General features: G+C 67.7%; 19 protein-coding genes and 1 tRNA gene. 11 read left to right on the top strand and 9 right to left on the bottom strand.

What is annotated here, in order from left to right; all coding sequences use genetic code 11:
• Positions 1-7 precede the first annotated feature (7 nt).
• From GBB76_RS06075 to GBB76_RS06065, 3 genes are read left to right on the top strand one after another with little or no spacing between them, the layout of a single operon-like run.
• Positions 8-859, top strand: a complete 852-nt coding sequence (locus GBB76_RS06075) for a WecB/TagA/CpsF family glycosyltransferase (protein WP_152302469.1) — start codon at positions 8-10, stop codon at positions 857-859.
• A complete protein-coding gene (locus GBB76_RS06070; protein WP_152302468.1) occupies positions 856-2196 on the top strand; it encodes a hypothetical protein in 1341 nt (446 codons plus the stop codon). Before GBB76_RS06075 ends, GBB76_RS06070 begins: the two co-directional genes overlap by 4 nt.
• Before the next feature lies 1 nt (position 2197).
• A complete protein-coding gene (locus GBB76_RS06065; protein ID WP_152302467.1) occupies positions 2198-3049 on the top strand; it encodes an FkbM family methyltransferase in 852 nt (283 codons plus the stop codon).
• Between the two features lie 9 nt (positions 3050-3058).
• Here the strand turns inward: GBB76_RS06065 and GBB76_RS06060 are convergent, their stop codons facing one another.
• The 7 genes from GBB76_RS06060 to GBB76_RS06030 all read right to left on the bottom strand — a co-directional run bounded on the left by GBB76_RS06060 (position 3059) and on the right by GBB76_RS06030 (position 10598).
• A complete protein-coding gene (locus GBB76_RS06060) occupies positions 3059-4018 on the bottom strand; it encodes a glycoside hydrolase family 18 protein (RefSeq protein ID WP_246669053.1) in 960 nt (319 codons plus the stop codon).
• Between the two features lie 14 nt (positions 4019-4032).
• The gene (locus tag GBB76_RS06055; RefSeq protein ID WP_152302465.1) at positions 4033-5448 is read right to left on the bottom strand and encodes an exopolysaccharide biosynthesis polyprenyl glycosylphosphotransferase; all 1416 of its coding nucleotides are present in this window, start codon (positions 5446-5448) and stop codon (positions 4033-4035) included.
• A 220-nt stretch (positions 5449-5668) separates the two neighbouring features.
• Entirely contained in the window at positions 5669-6742 is a 1074-nt protein-coding gene (locus GBB76_RS06050; RefSeq protein ID WP_152302464.1) for a serine/threonine protein kinase, read from the bottom strand.
• Positions 6739-8184, bottom strand: coding sequence for a methylenetetrahydrofolate--tRNA-(uracil(54)-C(5))-methyltransferase (FADH(2)-oxidizing) TrmFO (gene trmFO, locus GBB76_RS06045; RefSeq protein WP_152302463.1), 1446 nt, complete (start codon positions 8182-8184; stop codon positions 6739-6741). The genes GBB76_RS06050 and trmFO overlap by 4 nt, the downstream gene beginning before the upstream one ends.
• Before the next feature lie 150 nt (positions 8185-8334).
• Positions 8335-8496 carry a DUF1127 domain-containing protein gene (locus GBB76_RS06040; RefSeq protein ID WP_152302462.1) on the bottom strand — a complete coding sequence of 54 codons (162 nt, stop codon included), beginning with the start codon at positions 8494-8496 and terminating at the stop codon, positions 8335-8337.
• A gap of 201 nt (positions 8497-8697) precedes the next feature.
• Positions 8698-9990: an O-acetylhomoserine aminocarboxypropyltransferase gene (locus GBB76_RS06035; RefSeq protein WP_152302461.1), complete on the bottom strand. Its 1293-nt coding sequence runs from the start codon at positions 9988-9990 to the stop codon at positions 8698-8700.
• Between the two features lie 167 nt (positions 9991-10157).
• Positions 10158-10598, bottom strand: a complete 441-nt coding sequence (locus tag GBB76_RS06030) for a CoA-binding protein (protein ID WP_152302460.1) — start codon at positions 10596-10598, stop codon at positions 10158-10160.
• A 284-nt stretch (positions 10599-10882) separates the two neighbouring features.
• Between GBB76_RS06030 and rplM the strand changes: the two genes are divergently transcribed.
• The 4 genes from rplM (at position 10883) to GBB76_RS06010 (ending at position 14420) form a co-directional block, all read left to right on the top strand.
• Positions 10883-11344: a 50S ribosomal protein L13 gene (gene rplM, locus GBB76_RS06025; RefSeq protein ID WP_152302459.1), complete on the top strand. Its 462-nt coding sequence runs from the start codon at positions 10883-10885 to the stop codon at positions 11342-11344.
• 2 nt (positions 11345-11346) lie between these two features.
• On the top strand, positions 11347-11823 hold the full coding sequence (gene rpsI, locus GBB76_RS06020) for a 30S ribosomal protein S9 (protein ID WP_152302458.1): 477 nt from the start codon (positions 11347-11349) through the stop codon (positions 11821-11823).
• Positions 11824-11956: 133 nt separating this feature from the next.
• Entirely contained in the window at positions 11957-13135 is a 1179-nt protein-coding gene (locus GBB76_RS06015; protein ID WP_152302457.1) for a diguanylate cyclase, read from the top strand.
• 88 nt (positions 13136-13223) lie between these two features.
• The gene (locus GBB76_RS06010; protein ID WP_162375494.1) at positions 13224-14420 is read left to right on the top strand and encodes a diguanylate cyclase; all 1197 of its coding nucleotides are present in this window, start codon (positions 13224-13226) and stop codon (positions 14418-14420) included.
• Positions 14421-14500: 80 nt separating this feature from the next.
• Here the strand turns inward: GBB76_RS06010 and glnA are convergent, their stop codons facing one another.
• Together glnA and GBB76_RS06000 are read right to left on the bottom strand one after the other, a co-directional pair.
• On the bottom strand, positions 14501-15910 hold the full coding sequence (gene glnA, locus GBB76_RS06005; RefSeq protein WP_152302455.1) for a type I glutamate--ammonia ligase: 1410 nt from the start codon (positions 15908-15910) through the stop codon (positions 14501-14503).
• Between the two features lie 133 nt (positions 15911-16043).
• Positions 16044-16382, bottom strand: a complete 339-nt coding sequence (locus GBB76_RS06000) for a P-II family nitrogen regulator (RefSeq protein WP_013167021.1) — start codon at positions 16380-16382, stop codon at positions 16044-16046.
• 363 nt (positions 16383-16745) lie between these two features.
• On the opposite strand from GBB76_RS06000, the gene GBB76_RS05995 reads away from it, so the two are divergent.
• The 4 genes from GBB76_RS05995 to GBB76_RS05980 all read left to right on the top strand — a co-directional run bounded on the left by GBB76_RS05995 (position 16746) and on the right by GBB76_RS05980 (position 20774).
• Entirely contained in the window at positions 16746-18236 is a 1491-nt protein-coding gene (locus GBB76_RS05995; RefSeq protein WP_152302454.1) for an NAD(P)H-hydrate dehydratase, read from the top strand.
• A 183-nt stretch (positions 18237-18419) separates the two neighbouring features.
• Positions 18420-18504, top strand: a tRNA-Leu gene (locus GBB76_RS05990).
• A 131-nt stretch (positions 18505-18635) separates the two neighbouring features.
• Positions 18636-19988: a trigger factor gene (gene tig / locus GBB76_RS05985; protein WP_152304764.1), complete on the top strand. Its 1353-nt coding sequence runs from the start codon at positions 18636-18638 to the stop codon at positions 19986-19988.
• A gap of 153 nt (positions 19989-20141) precedes the next feature.
• Positions 20142-20774, top strand: coding sequence for an ATP-dependent Clp protease proteolytic subunit (locus GBB76_RS05980; RefSeq protein ID WP_152302453.1), 633 nt, complete (start codon positions 20142-20144; stop codon positions 20772-20774).
• Positions 20775-20927: the final 153 nt, after the last annotated feature.

Raw genomic sequence — 20927 nt, 5'->3', positions numbered from 1 at the left:
ACGGCCGATGGCCGAGGCATCGGGCGACAAGGCGGTCGTCGCGTCGGGGCCGAACGATGTGGCCCGCGACCTGACGGACGGTGTCGCGCAGGCGATTTTTCTCGGGATTCCGGTGGCGCGGCTCGATGCCGTGCAGGCGGCCGCGCGCATCGCCGCGCGCCCGGCCGACGCGCCCTTCGCCTATGTGGTGACGCCCAACGCCGCGCATCTGAACCGGCTGATCCGCATCCGCGACACCCGGCTGCGCGCCGCCTATGAGGGGGCGTGGCTGCGCCTGATGGACGGGCAGCTGCCGCGCGCGCTGGCGCGGCTGCTGTTCGGGCTCGACCTGCCGCACGCCGCAGGCAGCGACGTCACCGATCTCCTGCTCCGCCGCCATATCCGCCCGCAGGACCGCGTGACGGTGATCGGCGGAAGCGGCGAGATGGTCGCGAAGCTGAAGGAGATGTTCTGCCTCCTCGACGTCGCCCATCTCAACCCGTCCATGGGCTTCATTGCGCGGCCCTCCGAGGTCGCGGCCTGCGTCGATTTCGTGATCGCCCATCCGGCGCGCTACGTGTTCTTCGTGGTGGGGGCGCCGCAGAGCGAATATCTCGCCCATGAGGTGGCCATGCGGGGCGGGGCGACCGGCTGCGGGCTCTGCGTCGGCTCGTCGCTCAGCTTCTCCACCGGCATGGTGCCGCGCGCGCCGAAGCTGCTGCGCGATCTCGGCCTCGAAGGGGTGTACCGGCTGGCGCTCAACCCGCGCGCCCACGCCCGGCGGGTCTTCGTGGACTCGCTGCCGATCCTGTGGATCGCGCTGGTCGCCCGGCTGAACCCGTCGGCCTACGGGCTCGTTGCGGGGAAGGGGCGGCGATGAGGATCGCGGGCAAGCGCCGGGCGGTGGTGACGCTGCCGCGCGCCTTCGTCCAGGAGTCGGCTCCGCGCACCGGCGAGCGCCTCTCCGGCGCGATGACGACGGCGCTGCTGCTCGCCTGCCTGCCGCTCTTCGCACAGACCTTCTATTACCTGCACGAGCTTACCCTTCCCTATCTGCTGTCCAAGGGCTGGCCGATCCTCACCCTGCCGGCCACCCTCTACGCAGCGATCTGGCTGCATCTGCCGGCCAAGCGGTACTATCTGATCTATCTCGCCTATGCCCTCGGCCTGACGCCCTTCGTCTCCATCCTGCAACTCGGCAACGGGCTGATCGACGCGCTGATCACGACAGTGAAGATCTGGCCGCTGACCTATTATTTCGGCCTGTCGGCGGCGCTGTACTGGCTCTCGCCGACCTTCGCCCGCACGCGGGCGGCGCTGGTGACGCTGGGCGCGGGCACCTTCATTCTGATGCTGGCGCTGTGGCTTCTCATGCCGACCAGCTCCTATGTGAACAATCCCGAGCTGGGCAAGCTGTTCATGATCGAGGAGGAGCGCGGCTACCGCATCTACATGCCGATGTTCTTCGGCGCGCTGTTCCTGTTCTACCTCACCCGCAGCTTCATGCAGCGGCCGGACCTGCTGAAGCCGCTGGCGGTGCTGATCGGCTTCGTGCTGCTGCTCACCATCTACAAGCAGCGGGCCGCCATCGCCGCGATGTTCATCGTCTGCGGCTACGGGGTGCTGGTGTCGATGGCGCCGCGCCTGCGGCTTCTGGTGGGCGGCATTGCGGTGGCGACGGTTCCGGTCGCGGTCGCCTATTTCATGCTGCGCGACGTCGAGGGGCTGGCCGATTCACTTGGCGGCTCGCTCACTGTGCGCCAGACCTCCTTCGCGCTCGGCTCGGCCTTTCTTGGCGAGGATCCGTGGCGCTGGCTGTTCGGCGTCGGCGCGACTACGCGCTTCGGCAGCATCACGCTGGCCGACATCTTCCAGAACAGCAATTTCTACGTCGCCGATCTCGGCTGGTTCGGTGTCGTGTTCGAATACGGGATCGTCGGCGCCGCGCTGCTGGCCGGGCTCTATGTGCTGAGCTTCTTCGTCCTGCTGCGCGCCACGCGCGGGATCGACGACCCGATGATGCTCGCCCTGTCCGACTACATCCTCTACATGCTGGTCACGTCGCCGGTCTATTCGCTGGTCTTCACCCCCGGCGAACTTGGCGTCGTCCTGGCGCTCGGCGTCTATATGAACCGGGCGCATGGCCGGGTGGTCTCGACACCCGCGCCGCCCCACCGCATAAGCTTCTCCACCCACCGACACCGCCTCAGGACCTGACATGCTGCGCCGCGTCGCCAAGCTGCTGCACGAACCCGCCTTCCGCCGCGCGCCGCTGACGGTGATCGGGCGCGGCATCGCGCTGGCCTTCAATGTCGCGCTCCGGCGCAGCCCGGTGTTCGAACTGGTGCCGGGCGCGCGGCTGCGGGTGCCGCCGGACCTGCGCTTCACCTCGGTGACGGCCTATCTGCTGCGCGACGCGGTGGAGCCCGAGCTGAACTACCTGCAGAAATTCGTCGGCAAGGGCGACGTCTTCGTCGATGTCGGCGCCAATGTCGGGCTGTTCACGCTCAAGGCGGCGCCGCAGGCCGGCCGCATCGTGGCGGTGGAGCCCGGCGCCGAGGCGGGCGGGCAGCTCGACGCCAATATCGCGCTCAACCGCTTCGACAATGTCGCGGTGGTGCGCAAGGCGTTGTCGGACACCCCCGGCAATGCGGCGCTGTTCCACAATCCGCTCGGCCATGACCCGCAGGCCTATTCTCTGGTCAGCGACGGCTCGGATGCGGGCAGCGAGACGGTCGAGGTCACGACACTCGATCTGCTGGTGCGCGATCTCGCCCTGCCGCGCGTCGACTGCATCAAGATCGACGTCGAGGGTGCCGAGGGGCAGGTGATCGCCGGCGCCGCGGACACGCTCGCCGCCTACCACCCCACCGTGATCTTCGAAATGAACTGCCCGACGCTGGTCAAGGCGGACGGCGACACGGGGGCGGCGTGGAACCGCCTCGCGGCGCTCGGCTACAGCTTCGCGAAACTCGACGACGAGGGCGGGCTGCATGCGCTCGCCACGCGTCCGGCCGATTTCATGAACGTGGTGGCGCGCCATCCCGCTGGCCCGGCGCTGCGCGCCTGAGCCGGGCGCTCACGGCATCGTCGCGTCGCAGCCAGCCTTTTCAAGCGTCAGGCAGATGAGGCCCGCCAGCGTGCGGTAGTCCGGATTGTCCGGCCCGGGCGGGCCGGGCGGCACTTCCAGCAGCGCGTAGAGCATGGCGCCGCCGCGGGGATCGCGCAGCACCTCCATGAGCGTCGTCGCCGTGTAGTCGACCGTGTAGCGTGGCCCGCCCTGGGTCGAGGGCATCACCGAGACGCCGAGGGCAAGCGGTCCCTTCCACGCCGCTCGGTAGGCGCGGAAGGCCTGCGCCGGGCGGTAGGCGGGGCCGGCGTCGTAGCTCATGATCGAGACGAGATCGAGATCGGCCGCCGCCTGCGAACGCAGCAGCGCCATCATCGAGCCGCGCCACGGGCTACGCGGCAGGGCGTCGGCGAAGGTGCCCTCGCCATAGGCGCCGACGCTCCACCCGGCGGTGCTGATCACGTAGGGTCGTGGCAGCGCCGCCCGCACGCGGCGGACCAGCGCGATGAGGAACGCATCGTCGGCGCAGCGCATGCGCCCGGAAACCGGGACGCAGGAGGGGTTGGCGGATTCGAAGTCGATGTCGACGCCGTCGGCGCCGAGGTCGCGCACCAGCCGGGCGAGGGCGGTCTCGTCGAGGCGGTCCCAGCCATGCGCGTTGGCCCCGCCGATCGAGACCAGCACGGCAATGTCGGGATGGCGGGCCTTCAGGAGAGCGATCGCCTCCTTCAGCACGGAACCGGGATAGGGGTATTGCAGCCCGGTGCCGGCGATGTCGAGATCGCCCCGATAGACCATGTCCGGCCGGGCGAAGCTCAGCGCGACATGGGTGAGATAGCCGGGCAGGCGGGCGAGGGTGGTCTGCTCGCCCCGCGTGGCCGCCACCTCGTACCAGCTGGCGTGATAGGCGAGGAAGGGGCGCTGCGGCTCCGCCCGCGCCGCGCCGGGCGCGAGGGCCGCGAGGCACACGGCCAGCAGCAGCGTCAGAAGGCCGAGGTGTCGGCGAGACCCTTGGTCATGGTCAGCAGGATGATGCGGATATCGAACCATATCGACCAGTGCTCGATGTAATACAGATCCAGCTCGACGCCGCGCGCGGCCTTTTCCATCGTGTAGATGCCGCCGCGCATGCCGTTGATCTGCGCCCAGCCGGTGATCCCCGGCTTCATGCGGTGGCGGGCGACGTAGTCCTGCACGGCTTCATAGCGCAGATCGTCGTTGATGAGCATGTTGGGCACGTGCGGGCGGGGCCCGACCACCGACATCTCGCCGCGCATCACGTTGAGGAGCTGGGGAATCTCGTCGATCGACAGGCTGCGCAGGATGGCGCCGACGCGGGTGATGCGGGGATCGCGCTGCACGGCGCCGACCGAGCCGTCATCCTCGGGGTCGAAGCGCATGGTGCGCAGCTTGTAGACCATGAATTCGCGCCGGTTCAGCCCGACACGGGCCTGCCGGAACAGCACCGGACCGGGCGAGTCCAGCTTGATCGCGAGCGCGGCGAGCAGCAGAACGGGGCCGAAGACGATGAGCCCGACGCTGGCAATGGTGTAATCCTCCAGCGCCTTCAACACGCTGAGGGAGCCCTTCAGAGGACGCTGCTGGACCTGAAGCGCGGCACGCTCGCCGATCCGGGCGACATGGGCGGAGCCTGCGGTGAACACCTCCGGTTCCATCTCGACCATGACGTCGGTCGCCACGCGGTGAAGCTGGCGCGTGATGGCACCGATGCGGCGCATGTCGCCCCAGTCCTTGGTGACGATCACGAGGTCGAAGATGTCGGTCTTGGCGAGTTCCAGCAGGTCGTCGATCTCGCCCAGCACCGGCGGCACGCCGTCGCCGGCGGTCTCCGCGTTGCTCGCCGCGCGCCCGCCGTCGCGGAAGACGCCGACGAAGGAGAGGAGGCCGCTGGCGCCGGTGTCGCGGCTGTAGCGTTCGATCAGCTCATAGGCGCGGTCGAGGTCGCCGATGACGACCGTGCTGCGGACCAGCAGTTCCTTGCGGTCGACCCAGGCGACGGCCGCCCGCGCCAGGACGAGGCGGCCGAAGAGCAACAGCACCAGTGTCAGCAGCGCCCAGGGCTGGAACTTCTCCGGGTCGCCCGGCTGCGGCGGCACCAGCGCATAATAGATGACCCATACCGCGATCATGGCCGGCGCCAGGCCGACGAGAACATGGACGATCTGCCGGCGTACCCGGCGATAGTGCTCGACCCGGTAAGCCTGCCCCAGCATCAGCACGCCGCAGAAGATGAACGCGCCGATGATGCCGAGCAGCGCGGTCTGCCGCGCCGCGAATATGTGCCACACCCAGTAATAGCTGGCGGAGGCGATGCCGATCATGGCGAGATCGCACAGGATGACCAGCCGGTTGACGAGGCCATGGGTCCAACCCGTCATCCGGCGTCTCCGTGCATGTCGCGGCAGGCCCGGCGCGGCCATGCGCGGAGCGCATTCGGGCCGGAGCCGCGATCGGGATGCGGGGGGAAGGTCGAGTACATCGGCATCCATGAAAAGGGTCGCGCTCGCCGCTCGCGTGCAATACATCCTGCACGGTAGCGGTCGCCGCTTACCAAAGGCTCTCGTAGATTGGTTTATCGGGCGTTTAGCGTCCAGCGGGCTAGATGCCCCGGCGCACCCGATCGCTCAGGTTGCGGCGGTCGCGGATGATGGCGGCGAGCGCGGCCTCTTCCGCCTCGCTGCGCGGCAGCTGGGCGAGCTGGTCGATCTGGTTGAGCGCCACCAGCCGCAGCAGGTCGTCGCGCACATGCCCCCCCGCGTCGCGCGGCAGCACGGCGACGATCTGGAGATGCTCGGGCGGGAGAATGTCCGGCAGAGTCGCCGCCAGATGCGCGCGCAGCGCCTCCTCGCCTGCGTCCGGCTCAGCCTCGACGAAGGCGTAGAGGCCGAAGCTGTGGCCGGCGGTCGGGAAATCGCAGATATGCACGCCGGTGACGCCGGCGACCCCGCTCAGGGAACGGGCGATGCGCGGACCCTGCTCCATGGCGCGCGGGCCGCGCCCTTCGGTGTCGTGGTAGTTGAGCAGGCGGCGGGTGACGAAATTGTAGATCTTCTTGCCGGTCTGCATCCAGATGCGGGTGAACAGGCTCTTGCGGGCCAGGATCTTCTTCTCGCGCGCGGTCAGCGCCTGCGGGCAGTAGCTGCGCTTCTGCTTGAGCAGGTGGCGGATGTCCTCATAGGCGGCGAGGCGGAAGGTCTTGCTGCGCCGGGCGAACACCATGGCGAGCTGGAAGTCCATCAGCACCGCGCGGCCATCGGCGGCGTAGAGCCAGTTCTGCGGCTTGGCGAGGTCGTTATGGGCGATGCGGCGCCGGTGCACCTCGCGCAGGCCCCGGCGGGCGGAGCGGAAGAAGGCGAGGTCGCCATAGGGACGCGCGATCTGCAACGGAATGCCGTCGACGAAGCCGCGCACGAGATGGCCTTCCTCGAGCGCATAGACCGGCACGGTATGGCCGCTGCCTTCGGCGCGGCGCAGGGCGCGGGCCTCGCGCTTGGCGAAATGGCGGGCGAGCGGCTTCACCCACCATTTCACCTCGGCATAGTTGCGACGCACGGCCGGGAAGGCATTGCCCTGCGCGTCGCGCCAGATTCCGCGCTCGATGGTGGAGAAGGTGTCGCGCTTGAGGACGGTATCGAGCTCGAACACGCCGCCGGAGGGAGGAAGGCTGCTCACGCGGCCACCTCACGGGCGGGGTCGGCATGGCGAAGCGCCCAGGCGTCGAGATCGGCCAGCGCCCGCGCGGCCAGAACCTGCTTCTTGGCGACCGTCTTCTGGGTGCCGCGCAGGCGGTTGCCGTCGGCGTCGCGGGTCGGGTTGGCGTCGAGCGGCGGGAACAGGCCGAAATTGACGTTCATCGGCTGGAAGGAGCGCGGGCCGGCCTCGACGGTCTCGATATGGCCGCCGGTGATGTGGTTGATGAGAGCGCCATGGGCGGTGGTCGCCGGCGGCAGCGCGACCTCGCGCCCCAGCCGCTCGGCGGCGGCGAACAGGCCGGCCATCAGGCCCATGGCCGAGCTTTCCACATAGCCCTCGCAGCCGGTGATCTGGCCGGCGAAGCGCAGGCGCGGCTCGGCTTTCAGCCGCAGGGTGGAATCCAGCACGCGGGGCGAGTTGAGATAGGTGTTGCGGTGCAGGCCGCCCAGGCGCGCGAACTCCGCCTTCTCCAGTCCGGGGATCATGCGGAACAGGCGGACCTGCTCAGCATGGCGCGCCTTGGTCTGGAAGCCGACCATGTTGTAGAGCGTGCCGAGCGCGTTGTCCTGTCGGAGCTGGACGACGGCGTAGGGCTTCACCGTCGGGTTGTGGGCGTTGGTCAGGCCCATCGGCTTCATCGGGCCGTGGCGAAGGGTTTCGGGACCTCGCGCCGCCATCACCTCGATCGGTAGGCAGCCGTCGAAATAGGGCGTGGCGGCGATGGCCCCGGCCTCGAAATCCTTGAACGGCACGGTGTCGCTGGCGACCAGTGCGGCGACGAAGGCCTCGTACTGCTCCTTGTCCATCGGGCAGTTGATGTAGTCGGCGCCGGTGCCGCCGGGTCCCATCTTGTCGTAGCGCGACTGGAACCAGCACACGTCCATGTTTATGGAATCGAAGTGAATTATCGGCGCGATGGCGTCGAAGAAGGCCAGCGCCTGCTCGTCGGTGCGGGCGCGGATGGCTTCGGCCAATGCGGGGGAGGTGAGGGGGCCGGTGGCGATGATCACGCTGTCCCACTCGTCCGGCGGCAGGCCGGCGACCTCGCCGCGCTCCAGCGTGATGCCGGGCTGCGCGAGGAGGGCCTCGGTGACGGCGGCGGCGAAGCCCTCACGGTCGACGGCGAGCGCGCCGCCGGCGGGTATCTGGTGGCTGTCGGCACAGGCCATGATGAGCGAGCCGAGCCGGCGCATCTCGGCGTGCAGCACGCCGACCGCGTTGTTCTGGGCGTCGTCCGAACGGAAGGAGTTGGAGCAGACGAGTTCGGCCAGCGCGTCGGTCTTGTGCGCCTCGGTCCCGCGCTCGGGCCGCATCTCGTGCAGCACCACCGGCACGCCGCGGCGGGCGAGCTGCCAGGCCGCCTCGCAGCCGGCGAGGCCGCCACCGATGATATGGACCGGGCGCTTTTCGGTGATGCTCATATCCTGCCGCTGCTCAACAAATCCGTGCGCGGCTTAGCACGGAACCGGGGCAAAAAAGAACGGCCCCGGAAAATTCCGGGGCCGTACAATGAGTGCCGTGAGGTGGACGATCGGTGCGATGAGGCGCGTGCGCCTCACCTCAAGGCCGCATCACGCCGCAGCGGCGGCGCGACGGGCAACGCTGGTGATCTCGCCACGCGCGACGTTGATGTCGGCGAGGGTGCGGTCGTCGAGCTGCGAGAGCTCGACGAGAGTGCGGCGATACGCCTGCCAGCGGCGGATCTGCTTGGCAACGAGGCCCCAAAGCAGCATGTCTGTCTCCATCGGTTCGAAACTGGATCGCGGCCTCCCGACGAACCGGGTAGCTGCACGTCCGTTAATCATCTCGATGCCTAGATATTCGACAACATGCTCATTTGGTAGGAAATATACCGCATCCCAGCTTTGCGCGCCGCGCATGGCGCCCTCATAATTCATTCACGATCCGCAAGGCTGGCGGAAATATGGGCGGAATCAGGCGGCTTTCAGCGCCTGTTCCAGATCGGCGATGATGTCCGCCGCGTCTTCGATGCCCACGGAGAGGCGCACCACGTCCGGGCCCGCGCCAGCCAGCGTCTTCTGCTCGTCGGCGAGCTGGCGATGGGTGGTCGAGGCGGGGTGAATGATGAGCGAGCGCGTGTCGCCGATATTGGCGAGGTGCGAGAACAGCTTCACGCCCGACACTAGCGCGACGCCCGCCTCGTAGCCGCCCTTCAGCCCGAAGGTGAACACGCCGCCGGCGCCCTTCGGCGTGTAGTGCTGGGCGAGGTTGTGGTAGCGGTCGCCCGGCAGGCCGGGATAGCTGACCCAGGCCACCTTCTCGTGGTCGGCGAGGAATTTCGCCACTTCCAGCGCGTTGTCGCAATGGCGCTGGATGCGCAGCGGCAGCGTCTCGATGCCGGTGAGGATGAGGAAGGCGTTGAAAGGGGACAGCGCCGGGCCGAGGTCGCGCAGGCCGAGCACGCGCGCGGCGATGGCGAAGGCGAAATTGCCGAACGCCTCGCCGATGACGATCCCCTCATATTCCGGCCGCGGCTGCGACAGGAACGGGTAGCGCCCCTCGCGCATCCAGTTGAACGAGCCGCCATCGACGAGGACGCCGCCGATCGAGTTGCCGTGGCCGCCGAGGAACTTGGTCGCCGAGTGGATGACGATGTCGGCGCCGTGCTCGAAGGGGCGGATCAGGTAGGGCGTCGCCAGCGTGTTGTCGACGATCAGCGGCACGCCGGCGCGCCTGGCGATCTTCGCGATGGCGGCGATGTCGGTGATGATGCCGCCGGGATTGGCGATCGACTCGACGAAGATCGCCTTGGTGCGCGGCGACACGGCGCGCTCGAAGGAGGCAACATCGTCCGAATCCGCCCACACCACGTTCCAGCCGAAGCTCTTGAAGGCGTGGTTGAACTGGTTGATCGAGCCGCCATAGAGCTTGCGCGCGGCGATGAACTCGTCGCCCGGCGAGAGCAGGGTCTGGAAGGCGAGGAGTTGCGCGGCATGGCCGGAGGCCACGGCGAGGGCGGCGGTGCCGCCTTCCAGCGCGGCGACGCGCTCCTCCAGCACCGCGTTGGTCGGGTTGCCGATGCGGGTGTAGATGTTGCCGAACGCCTTCAGCCCGAACAGCGAGGCGGCATGATCGACGTCATCGAAGACGAAGGAGGTCGTCTGATAGATGGGTGTCGCGCGCGCCTTGGTGGTGGGGTCGGGCTGCGCGCCCGCATGCACGGAAAGCGTGGCGAAACCGGGCGAGTGATGCGGGGCGTCGGTCATGGCGATCTCCTGTCGGCGTTATCGGTGTATCGGCGGCGCGCTGGAGCGGCCGCCGTGCCGTTGCCGGGCAGTGTCGCGGCTTCCATAAAAAACGCAATATGGTTGTCAAAAGAAATAAACAGCAGAATTAGATCGTTAAATGGTCGCGCCGACCGAACCGCTTCGCCTCAGCCTACCGGCGGCAGCCGCAGGCGCGGAATCTCGATGGCGGGGCAGCGATCCATGATGACGGCGACGCCGGCCGCCTCGGCCTTGGCCGCCGCGCGGTCGTCGCGCACGCCGAGCTGACCCCAGATCAGCTTCGGGCGCGGCACCAGCGCGAGGGCCTCGTCGACGACCGCGTCGAGATGCTCGGGCGCGCGGAACACGTCGACCATGTCGATCGGCTCGGGCACGTCGGCGAGGCGGGCGAAGGTCGGCAGCCCGGCAATGTCGCGGCCGGCCTGTCCGGGGTTGATGGCGAACACGCGGTAACCCTGAAGGGCGAGGTAGCGCGCCACGCCATGGCTCGGGCGCTCCGGCTTCGGGCTGGCGCCGACCACCGCGATGGTGCGGACCTTGCCGAGCCAGCCGGCGATGAAGGCGTCGTCATAGAAATCGTGGGTCATGTCGCGTTCCGGGGCCAGCACGTGTTCCGTTACATATGGGCGCCATCGCGGCCGCGCGAAGGGGAGAAGGCAACGGAATCCGCCAGCTGGGCGCTCCGGTAGCGGGCCAGCGAGGCTAAATACAAGGACTTAGAAGCAGGTAATAAATTACCTAAATTGTAAGTCATTGAAATGTATGATTTATTCACGATCCTGTTGCGTTGACGTGAAGCAGCGTCTCGGCTAGAAGCCGCGCTACACGAGAAGTGCGGTCGCAAAGGCCGTACCCTGTAACGGATATTCCCATGCGCACCTATTCGGCAAAACCGGCCGACGTAGAAAAGAAGTGGGTCGTGATTGACGCTTCCGGCCTGGTGGTCGGGCGTCTCGCGGTCCTCATCGCTACCCGCCTCAAGGGCAAGCACAAGCCGACCTACACCCCGCACGTCGATTGCGGTGACAACGTCGTCGTGATCAATGCCGACAAGGTCGTCCTGACCGGCAACAAGCGCAACGACAAGGTCTATTACCACCACACCGGCTTCCCGGGTGGCATCAAGGAGCGGACGGCCAAGTTCATCCTTGAAGGCCGTTTCCCGGAGCGCGTCGTCGAGAAGGCTGTCGAGCGCATGCTCGCCCGCGGCCCGCTCGGCCGCAAGATTCTCGGCAATCTGCGCGTCTACAAGGGCGCCAGCCACCCGCACGAGGCCCAGCAGCCGGAAGTGCTCGATGTCGCTGCGCTCAACCGCAAGAATGTGGGGAACTGACCATGGCTGAGCTCATCCAGTCGCTCGACGGGCTCGAAGCCCTGAAGTCCCAGGCCGTCGAGGCCCCCAAGCATGTCCAGAAGCTGGACCGGCAGGGCCGCGCCTATGCTACCGGCAAGCGCAAGAACGCGGTCGCCCGCGTGTGGGTGCGTCCGGGCACCGGCAAGATCGTCGTCAACGAGCGCGACATCGAGACCTACTTCGCCCGTCCGGTGCTGCGCCTGATCATCCAGCAGCCCTTCTCGACGGCGGCCCGCACCGGCCAGTACGACGTGGTGGCCACCGTTTCCGGCGGCGGCCTCTCCGGCCAGGCCGGCGCGCTGCGCCACGGCATCTCGCGCGCGCTCACCTATTACGAGCCCGAACTGCGCGGCCCGCTCAAGAAGGGTGGCTTCCTGACCCGCGACTCCCGCGTCGTCGAGCGCAAGAAGTACGGCAGGGCCAAGGCCCGCCGCAGCTTCCAGTTCTCCAAGCGCTGATCCCGGTTCCATCCGGCATTTCAAAGGGCGGGCCTCGGGCCCGCCCTTTTTGCTTGGGCCCGCGCGTGGTTTCGCCGATATTCGCGCTGGGGGGGGGAATCGACACGGGGGCGGCGCGCCGGCCGGCGGATTCATGTTGCTCGATCCCTGGACGCTCTGGCTGGTGGTGCTGATCGTCGGCCTCCTCCTAGCCGCGTCGATGCTGTTCGCCTGGGCGCTGACGCCGGACGAGCCGGCGCTGGGCTTCTGGGCCGTCTTCAGCGGCCTGCTTGTAGCCGGCGTCTCCGGCGGCATGGCGCGCGGCCTCATCCCCGACTACGTCTCCATCGAGCTGGCCAACGCCGCGATACTGCTCGCCTACGGCACGCTGCATGCCGGGCTGCGCTGCTTCGACCGCCAGCGCCCGCGCATGGCGCCGCTCCTGCTCGTGCCCCTCGTCTGGATCGTCGCGCTCCGTTTTCCGCCCTTCAACGATGTGGTCGCCGGCCGCGTCGTGCTCATCGCGCTGCTGATCGGCGTCCTGCTGGTGCTGTGCCTGATCCAGACCTGGCGCGGCTGGACCTCGCCGTCGCGGCCACGCCTGGCGGTCTTCGTGCTGCTGGCGCTCATTCTGGTGCTGAATCTGGCGCGCATCCCGCTGGTCGCCACCCAGGTGGAGCAGAACCGGCTCACGACCTTTACGGATCCGCGCAATGCGGTGGTCGGCATCGTCGCCATCGGGATCGCCATTTTCCTGAACTACGCGCTGGTGCTGATGGTGCGCGAACGTGCCGAGCTGACCCATCGCAGCGCCGCGCGGCGGGACGAACTGACCGGGCTTCTCAACCGGCGCGGCTTCGTCGAGCAGGCGCTCGCCGCCGGCACAAGCGGCCCCGTGGCGTTGATGTTCCTCGACCTCGACCACTTCAAGCAGGTGAACGACCGCTTCGGCCACGCCACCGGCGACCGGGTGCTGGAGACCTTCGCCCGGGTGCTCAGCCTCAATCTGAGGCAGGGCGACATCGTGGCGCGGATGGGTGGCGAGGAGTTCGCCGTGCTGCTGCCGGGCGCCGACGAGGAGGCGGCGAGGCAGGCGGCGGATCGCATCCGCGAGGCGTTCCGGCGGGCCGTGGGCGAGATGCGCGCGGAAGGGCTCCCGCTGGCGTGCTCGTCGAGCATTGGCATAGCTTTGGGCCGGTTTCCGGCGGATGGCGAGGCGGCCCGCCGGGCGCGGCTGAAGGCGCTCACCGCCATCGCCGACGCCGCGCTCTACCGTGCAAAGTCGAGCGGGCGCGACCGGGTGGCGATGACAACGGACACCGCTTCCGGCTAAGTTCGCGCCGCCAGCCTTCACCTTTGCTTCGCCGGTTGGGCGGTAGAGGATGTGGGCCCCGCCCGCGTACAGAACTGCCTGCCACCGCATGACCTTCGATCCGTTGACTCTGTGGTCCGTCGTCCTTCTGGTCGGCCTGATGCTGTCCGCCGTGATGGTGCTGGTCTGGCTGCTGACGCCGGACGAGCCGGCGCTGCTGCACTGGGCGGCCTTCTGCACCTTCCTCGTGATGGGCATCGCCGGCATCATGGCGCGCGGGGTGATCCCCGATTTCGTGTCGATCGCGCTGGCCAATGCCGCGATCCTGTTCGCCTACGGGCTGATCTGGACGGGGCTGCGTGTCTTCGACCGACGACGGCCGCGCTTCGGCTATGCGCTGATCGCGCCGGCGCTGTGGATCATCCTGTGCCAGCTTCCGCTGTTTCGCGACAACCTCGTCAACCGGATCGCCCTCGGATCGGCGTTCGCGGCAACGCTCATGATGCTCGCCCTGATCGAGCTCTGGCGGGGCTGGGTGGCGCCTTCGCGCATGCGGCCGGTGGCGCTGGCGCTGATAGGCCTTTCGACCTGCCTGGCGCTGCTGCGCATTCCCTTCGCCTCGGTGCTCGTGCCGGACAATACGCTGCGGCTGGTCTCCGATCCGCGCTTCCTGTGGATCGGGATCGTGGCGATCTCGGTGCTGATCATCGTCGGGTTCACGCTGGTGATGCTGGTGCGCGAGCGCACCGAGCAGTTCTACCGCAGCGCTGCCCAGCGTGACGCGCTGACCGGCCTTCTCAACCGCCGCGGCTTTCTGGCCGAGGCTGTGCCCGCCTGCCGCCGGGGCGGTACGCTCGCCCTGATGCTGCTCGACCTGGACCGGTTCAAGCAGGTCAATGACCGCTTCGGCCATGCGGCGGGCGATCGCGTCCTGATGGCCTTCGCCCGGGCGCTGGCGCTGGACCTGCAGGCCGGCGCCATCCTCGCGCGTGTCGGTGGCGAGGAGTTCGCCGTCCTGATGCCGGATACGCGCACCGGCGCCGCGCGACAGGCGGCCGAGCGGGTCCAGCGCAATTTCCGTGAGGAACTCGCGAACGCCCACACTGTCGGCCATCCGATCGACTGCACCGTCAGCGTCGGCATGGCCGGTGGCGAACTGACGCCCTGCCACACGGACGCCCATGCCGAGGCGGCGCTCAATGTCCTGATGAAGCGCGCCGACGCCGCGCTCTACCTGGCGAAGTCGGGGGGGCGGGACCGGATCGAGACCCTCAAGGTCGGCCCGGAGGACCTGCGCGCGGGCTGAGCCGCCGCTCCGGCAACGATGCCCAAAAGCAAAAGGGGCGCCCGAGGGCGCCCCTTCGCATGTCGCAGGCCGTCGGCCGGTCAGATCGAGTAGTACATCTCGAACTCGACCGGGTGCGGCGTCATCTCGAAGCGCATCACCTCGGCCATCTTCAGCTCGATATACGAGTTGATGAAGTCGTCCTCGAACACGCCGCCCTTCTTGAGGAACTCGCGATCCTTGTCGAGCGAGGCAAGCGCTTCGCGCAGCGAGCCGCAGACGGTCGGGATCTTCTTCAGCTCCTTCGGCGGCAGATCGTAGAGGTCCTTGTCCATGGCCGGACCCGGATCGATCTTGTTCAGGATGCCGTCGAGGCCGGCCATGAGCAGCGCGGCGAAGGCGAGATAGGGGTTCGCGCCGGGGTCCGGGAAGCGGGTCTCGACGCGCTTGGCCTTGGGAGACGTGGTGTAGGGGATGCGGCACGAGGCCGAGCGGTTGCGCGCGGAATAGGCGAGCAGAACCGGCGCCTCATAACCCGGGACCAGACGCTTGTAGGAGTTGGTAAGCGGGTTGGTGAAGGCATTCAGGGCCTTGGCGTGCTTGATGATGCCGCCGATGTACCACAGGCATTCCTGGCTGAGGTCGGCATATTTGTTGCCGGCGAACACCGGCTTGCCGCCCTTCCAGATCGACTGGTGCACATGCATGCCCGAGCCGTTGTCGCCGAAGATGGGCTTCGGCATGAAGGTGGCCGTCTTGCCATAGACGTTGGCGACCTGGTGGATGCAGTACTTGTAGATCTGCAGCTGGTCGGCCATCGTCACCAGCGTGTCGAACTTCAGCCCAAGCTCGTGCTGGGCGGAAGCGACCTCGTGGTGGTGCTTCTCGACCTTGGCGCCCATGCGGGCCATGGCGGCAAGCATCTCGCCGCGCAGGTCCTGGCAGCTGTCGACCGGGGGAACCGGGAAATAGCCGCCCTTGGTGCGGACGCGGTGGCCGAGATTGCCACCCTCATACTCGGTGCCGCCATTGGTCGGCAGTTCCACCGAATCGAGCTTGAAGCCAGTGTTGTAGGGGTCGGCGGTGAAGCGCACGTCGTCGAAGATGAAGAACTCGGCTTCGGGACCGATATAGATGGTGTCGCCGATGCCGGTGGACTTCAGATAGGCCTCGGCCTTCTTGGCCATGCCGCGCGGGTCGCGGCCATAGGGCTCGCCCGTGGTCGGCTCCAGCACGTCGCAGACCACGACCATGGTGGTCTCGGCGAAGAACGGGTCGATGCTGACCGAGTCGAGATCGGGCTGCAGGTGCATGTCCGACTCGTTGATGGCCTTCCAGCCCGCGATGGACGAACCGTCGAACGCCTGGCCGTCGGCGAAGAAATCTTCGTCGACCATCGAGATGTCGAAGGTTACATGCTGCCACTTGCCGCGCGGATCGGTGAAGCGCAGGTCGACGTATTTGACGTCGTTGTCCTTTATTAGCTTCAGTACATCCTTGGCCGTCGTCATATTGTTCGTACCTCTTCTGATACTGCCGTCTTTTTCAGGGCAGATGAATCCCAAGCGGATGGTCAACGACGATACGCGCCGCATCCGTCAGGATGCGGCGCGCTCGGTAGGCCCGACCATACTACGCTGGCTATCAGATGGCGTCGACGCCCGACTCGCCGGTACGAATGCGGATGGCTTCCTCGATGTTCGACACGAAGATCTTGCCATCGCCGATGCGCCCGGTCTGGGCGGCGCGGCGGATCGCGTCGATGGCGGTTTCCACCGTCTCGTCGCTGACCACGATTTCGATTTTCACCTTGGGCAGGAAATCGACGACGTACTCGGCGCCGCGATAGAGTTCCGTATGACCCTTCTGCCGGCCGAAGCCCTTGGCTTCGGTGACGGTGATGCCCTGCAGGCCGACTTCCTGCAGCGCTTCCTTCACCTCGTCCAGCTTGAAGGGCTTAATGATGGCCTCAATCTTCTTCATCTGTATCCGTCTCCCTGACTCGACGATCCGCGACGCCCGGCCGAGTCAGGTCGCGTAGAAGCAGAACCCATGCCAAGCCATTCCGCCGTCTCAAAACGCTGCGATATCACATCATCGCACGCAGCCGCGCGGCCGCAAACTCGGGAATAATCCTAAGAATGGCTAATAAATAGACACTATGAGTAAAAAATAGACAAACATCTTCGATGAACATGCATTGCTCGCGCGTGAAAAATAGGCAGATGCCAATGATTGCCGCGTTCCCGGCCTGGCCTCACGCCTTTTCATTGTTTTCGCCTAAGCTGTCCCGGCAGGCTGCGGGCGCATCTTCCGCCGCGGATTCATGAGGTCGCGGGCACGGACATGGAACTTCTGACCCCTGAGGAAATGGGGCGTGCCGACGCCTTCACCATTGCCGGCGGTGTCGCCGGCGAGCTGCTCATGGAACGGGCGGGACGGGCGGTTGCGCGGGTGGCGGCGCAGGCGGCGGGCGTCGGCTCGCGGGTGCTCATGCTGTGCGGTCCCGGCAATAATGGCGGCGACGGATTCGTGGCGGCGCGCCACCTCGCCGGCGCCGGCTACAAGGTGCGGGTCGCACTGCTCGGCGAACGGGCAGGGCTGCGCGGCGATGCGGCGATCATGGCCGGCCGCTGGCCGGGAGCGGTGGAAGACGCGTCGCGGGCGTCGCTGGAGGGCGTCGACCTCGTGGTGGACGCCCTGTTCGGCGCCGGGCTCGCGCGCGATCTCGACGGGGAGGCCCGCGCGCTGGTCGAGCGGGTGAATGCCAGCCGGCTGCCGGTCGTGGCGGTCGACCTGCCCTCGGGCATCGACGGGGCGAGCGGAGCGGTGCGCGGCGCCGCCATCGAGGCGCGCTGGGGCGTCACCTTCTTCCGCCCCAAGCCCGGGCATCTGCTGCTGCCCGGCCGTCTCCATCGGGGCGCGCTCACCGTGGCGGATATCGGCATCCTCCCGGCTGCGCTCGACGCCATCGCCCCGCGCGCCTTCGAGAACGTGCCCGAGCTGTGGAGCACCGCCTTTCCGGTGCCGCGCCCGCAGGGCCACAAATATGCGCGCGGCCATCTGGTCGCGGTGTCCGGCCCGGCCTTCGCCACCGGGGCGACCCGGCTGGCGGCGCGGGCGGCGCTGCGCGCGGGCGCCGGGCTGGTGACGGTCGCCTGTCCGGCGGAGGCGCTGGCGATCCACGCGACCAATCTGTCGGCGGTGATGGTGCGCCCGGTCGAGGATGCGGCCGGCCTGGCCCATCTGCTGACCGACCGGCGGCTGAACACGGTGGTGCTCGGGCCGGGGCTCGGGGTGGGGCAGGGCGCGCGCGACCGGCTGCTGGCCTGCGCCGACCGCCGGCTGGTGCTCGATGCCGACCTCCTCACCAGCTTCAAGGGCGACGTCGACACGCTGGCCGGAATCGTGCGCGCCGCGCCGGCGGCGGTGGCGACGCCGCATGACGGCGAGTTCGCCCGTCTGTTCGGGCGCTGCCCCGAGATTATGGAGGCCCCGTCCAAGCTGGAGCGCGCGCGCGCCGGTGCCGTCCGGCTCGGTGTCACGGTGCTGCTGAAGGGGGCGGATACAGTGGTCGCGGCGCCGGACGGGCGCGCCGCCATCGCCGCCAACGCGCCGCCCTGGCTCGCCACGGCCGGGGCCGGCGACGTGCTGTCGGGCATCGCCGGCGCGCTGCTGGCGCAGGGCATGCCGCCCTTCGAGGCGGCTGCCGCCGCCGTCTGGCTGCACGGCGAGGCGGCGCGCGAGGCGGGGCCGGGGCTGGTGGCGGACGATCTGGTGGACGCGCTGCGCCCGGTCTACCGGCGGCTGTTCGCGGCGCTCGGCGCGGGTGCCTAGTATCCCGCTCGCGGAAAGTGAACGTGCGGGGCCGCGCGCGGCGGCGGGGCCTCGCTTTTGGGGCTGGCGCTGGGGCAGGGCCGTGCTATAAGCCCGCACCCGGCTGGCGGCACCTTCTCGGGTGTGCGTTCGTGCGCCGTTGTGAGGCCCGATCTGGTGGCTTGGCGGGCGGATGGCGCGACCGCGGGCGTGGCGGAACTGGTAGACGCGCTGGATTTAGGTTCCAGTGGCGAGAGTCGTGGGGGTTCGAGTCCCTCCGCCCGCACCAGTCTTTCCCTTGTCCGGTGCCGCCCTCCGAACCATTTGACCGAGCGAGGCCACGGCGCGCAGGCGACGTGCCCGCACTCAGACATTCGAGAGCACCGCGCAAGCGGCAAACAAGACGAAGGCCGATTGAACATGCAGGTCACCGAACTCCTCGCCGAAGGTCTCAAGCGCGAATATCGCGTGGTGCTGCCGGCCGCCGAACTGGACGCCAAGGCGAACGCCCGCTTCGCCGAGCTCAAGGACAAGGTCCGTCTCAACGGCTTCCGTCCGGGCAAGGTGCCGGTCGCCCATCTCAAGCGCATGTACGGCAAGTCTGTGCTGGCCGAGGTGATCGACCAGGCGGTCAACGAGGCCAACAACCAGATCGTCGAGGACAACGGCTTCAAGCTGGCGCTGCAGCCCAAGGTCGAGCTGCCGCAGGACGAGGCGGTCGTCAACGAGGTGATCGAGGGCAAGGCCGACCTGTCCTACACCGTCGGCCTCGAAGTGCTGCCGAAGATCGAGCTGGGCGACTTCAAGTCCATCGCCCTCGACAAGCCGGTGCTGGCGGTCGGCGACGAGGAGATCGAGGACACCCTCACCCGCATCGCCGAATCGAACCGCCCCTATGCCGCCAAGCAGGGCGCCGCCGAGAAGGGCGACCGCGTCCACATCAATTTCGTCGGCTCGATCGACGGCGAGAAGTTCGAGGGCGGCTCGGGCGAGGACGTCCCGCTCGTGCTCGGCTCGGGCAGCTTCATCCCCGGCTTCGAGGACCAGCTCCTCGGCATCAAGGAAGACGAGACCCGCACCGTCGAGGTCACGTTCCCGGACGAGTACCAGGCCGCCCATCTCGCCGGCAAGGCCGCGTCCTTCGAAGTGACCGCGCGCATGATCGAATCGCCCGCCGAACTGCCGGCCGGCGACGAGTTCGCCAAGGCGCTCGGCCTTGAGAGCTACGAGGCGCTGCGCGAGCAGGTGAAGAGCCGCATCGCCCAGGAGCACAACGGCCAGAGCCGCTCCAAGGTGAAGCGCCGCCTGCTCGACGCGCTCGACGAACTGCACCAGTTCGATGTGCCGCCCTCGCTGGCGCAGCAGGAATTCGACGGCATCTGGAACTCGGTGACCTCGGAGATGGAAGCGCAGAAGCGCACCTTCGCCGACGAGGGCACCACCGAGGAGGAGGCCCGCGCCGACTACGACAAGATCGCCAAGCGCCGCGTGCGACTCGGGCTGGTCCTTGCGGAAATCGGTGAGAAGAACAACATCCAGGTCACCGACGACGAAGTGACCCGCGCCGTCGTCGAACGTGCCCGCCAGTTCCCCGGGCAGGAACAGCAGGTTTGGGAGTTCTATCGTCAGAACGCCCAGGCGCTCGCAAGCCTTCGCGCGCCGATCTTCGAGGAGAAGGTCGTCGACTTCCTGCTCGAGCTTGCCAAGGTGAACGAGGTTCCCGTCACTCGCGAGGAACTCTACGCCGAGGACGAGGCCGACAAGGCCGCCTGAGTTTGCCGGTTGTCAGTGGGGCTGCGCGCGAGCGCGGCCCCACCCGCCGCGGCTTAATGGCCCGACGGACTGGCGGGGACGCGCTTTCCCATTATTGTGGGCGGGGTGGATTCGCGGGCGGTGCCTTTGCACCGAGCCGCCGAGGAACGGAATATGCGTGACCCGATCGATACTTACATGAATTATCTGGTCCCGATGGTGGTCGAGCAGACCAACCGGGGCGAACGTTCCTATGACATTTATTCGCGCCTCCTGAAGGAGCGCATCATTTTCCTGACCGGCCCGGTCGAGGACAACATGGCGACCCTCATGGTCGCGCAGCTGCTGTTCCTCGAGGCGGAAAACCCGAAGAAGGAAATCTCGATGTACATCAACTCCCCGGGGGGAGTGGTGACGTCGGGTCTGGCGATCTACGACACGATGCAGTTCATCAAGCCGGCCGTGTCGACGCTCTGCGTCGGCCAGGCGGCGTCGATGGGCTCGCTGCTGCTGACCGCCGGCGAGAAGGGCATGCGCTTCGCGTTGCCGAACGCGCGAATCATGGTGCACCAGCCCTCCGGCGGCTATCAGGGGCAGGTGACGGACATTCTCATTCACGCCAAGGAGGTCGAAAGCCTCAAGCGGCGGCTGAACGAGATCTACGTCAAGCACACCGGCCAGTCGCTGCAGGCGGTGGAGGACGCGCTCGAGCGCGACAACTTCCTGACTGCCGATACGGCCAAGAGCTTCGGCCTTATCGACAATGTGATCGACAAGCGTCCCGAGGAGGCTGCGGCCAAGCCCTGACGGGGCTCCCGGCCGTGTTTCCGAAGCCACGCCGGCTTCCTATATTGAAGGGCAGGCCCGCGTTCATGTGAAGCGCGGGCTTGCGTGCATCGCGGTATCGCGCTTGCATGACATTTGGATGATGTGTCGCCTGGAGGTGTGACAGGGGGACGA

The organism is Ancylobacter sp. TS-1 (genome assembly GCF_009223885.1).
Lineage (GTDB): Bacteria > Pseudomonadota > Alphaproteobacteria > Rhizobiales > Xanthobacteraceae > Ancylobacter.
This window is presented reverse-complemented; position numbering and strand designations above follow the sequence as displayed.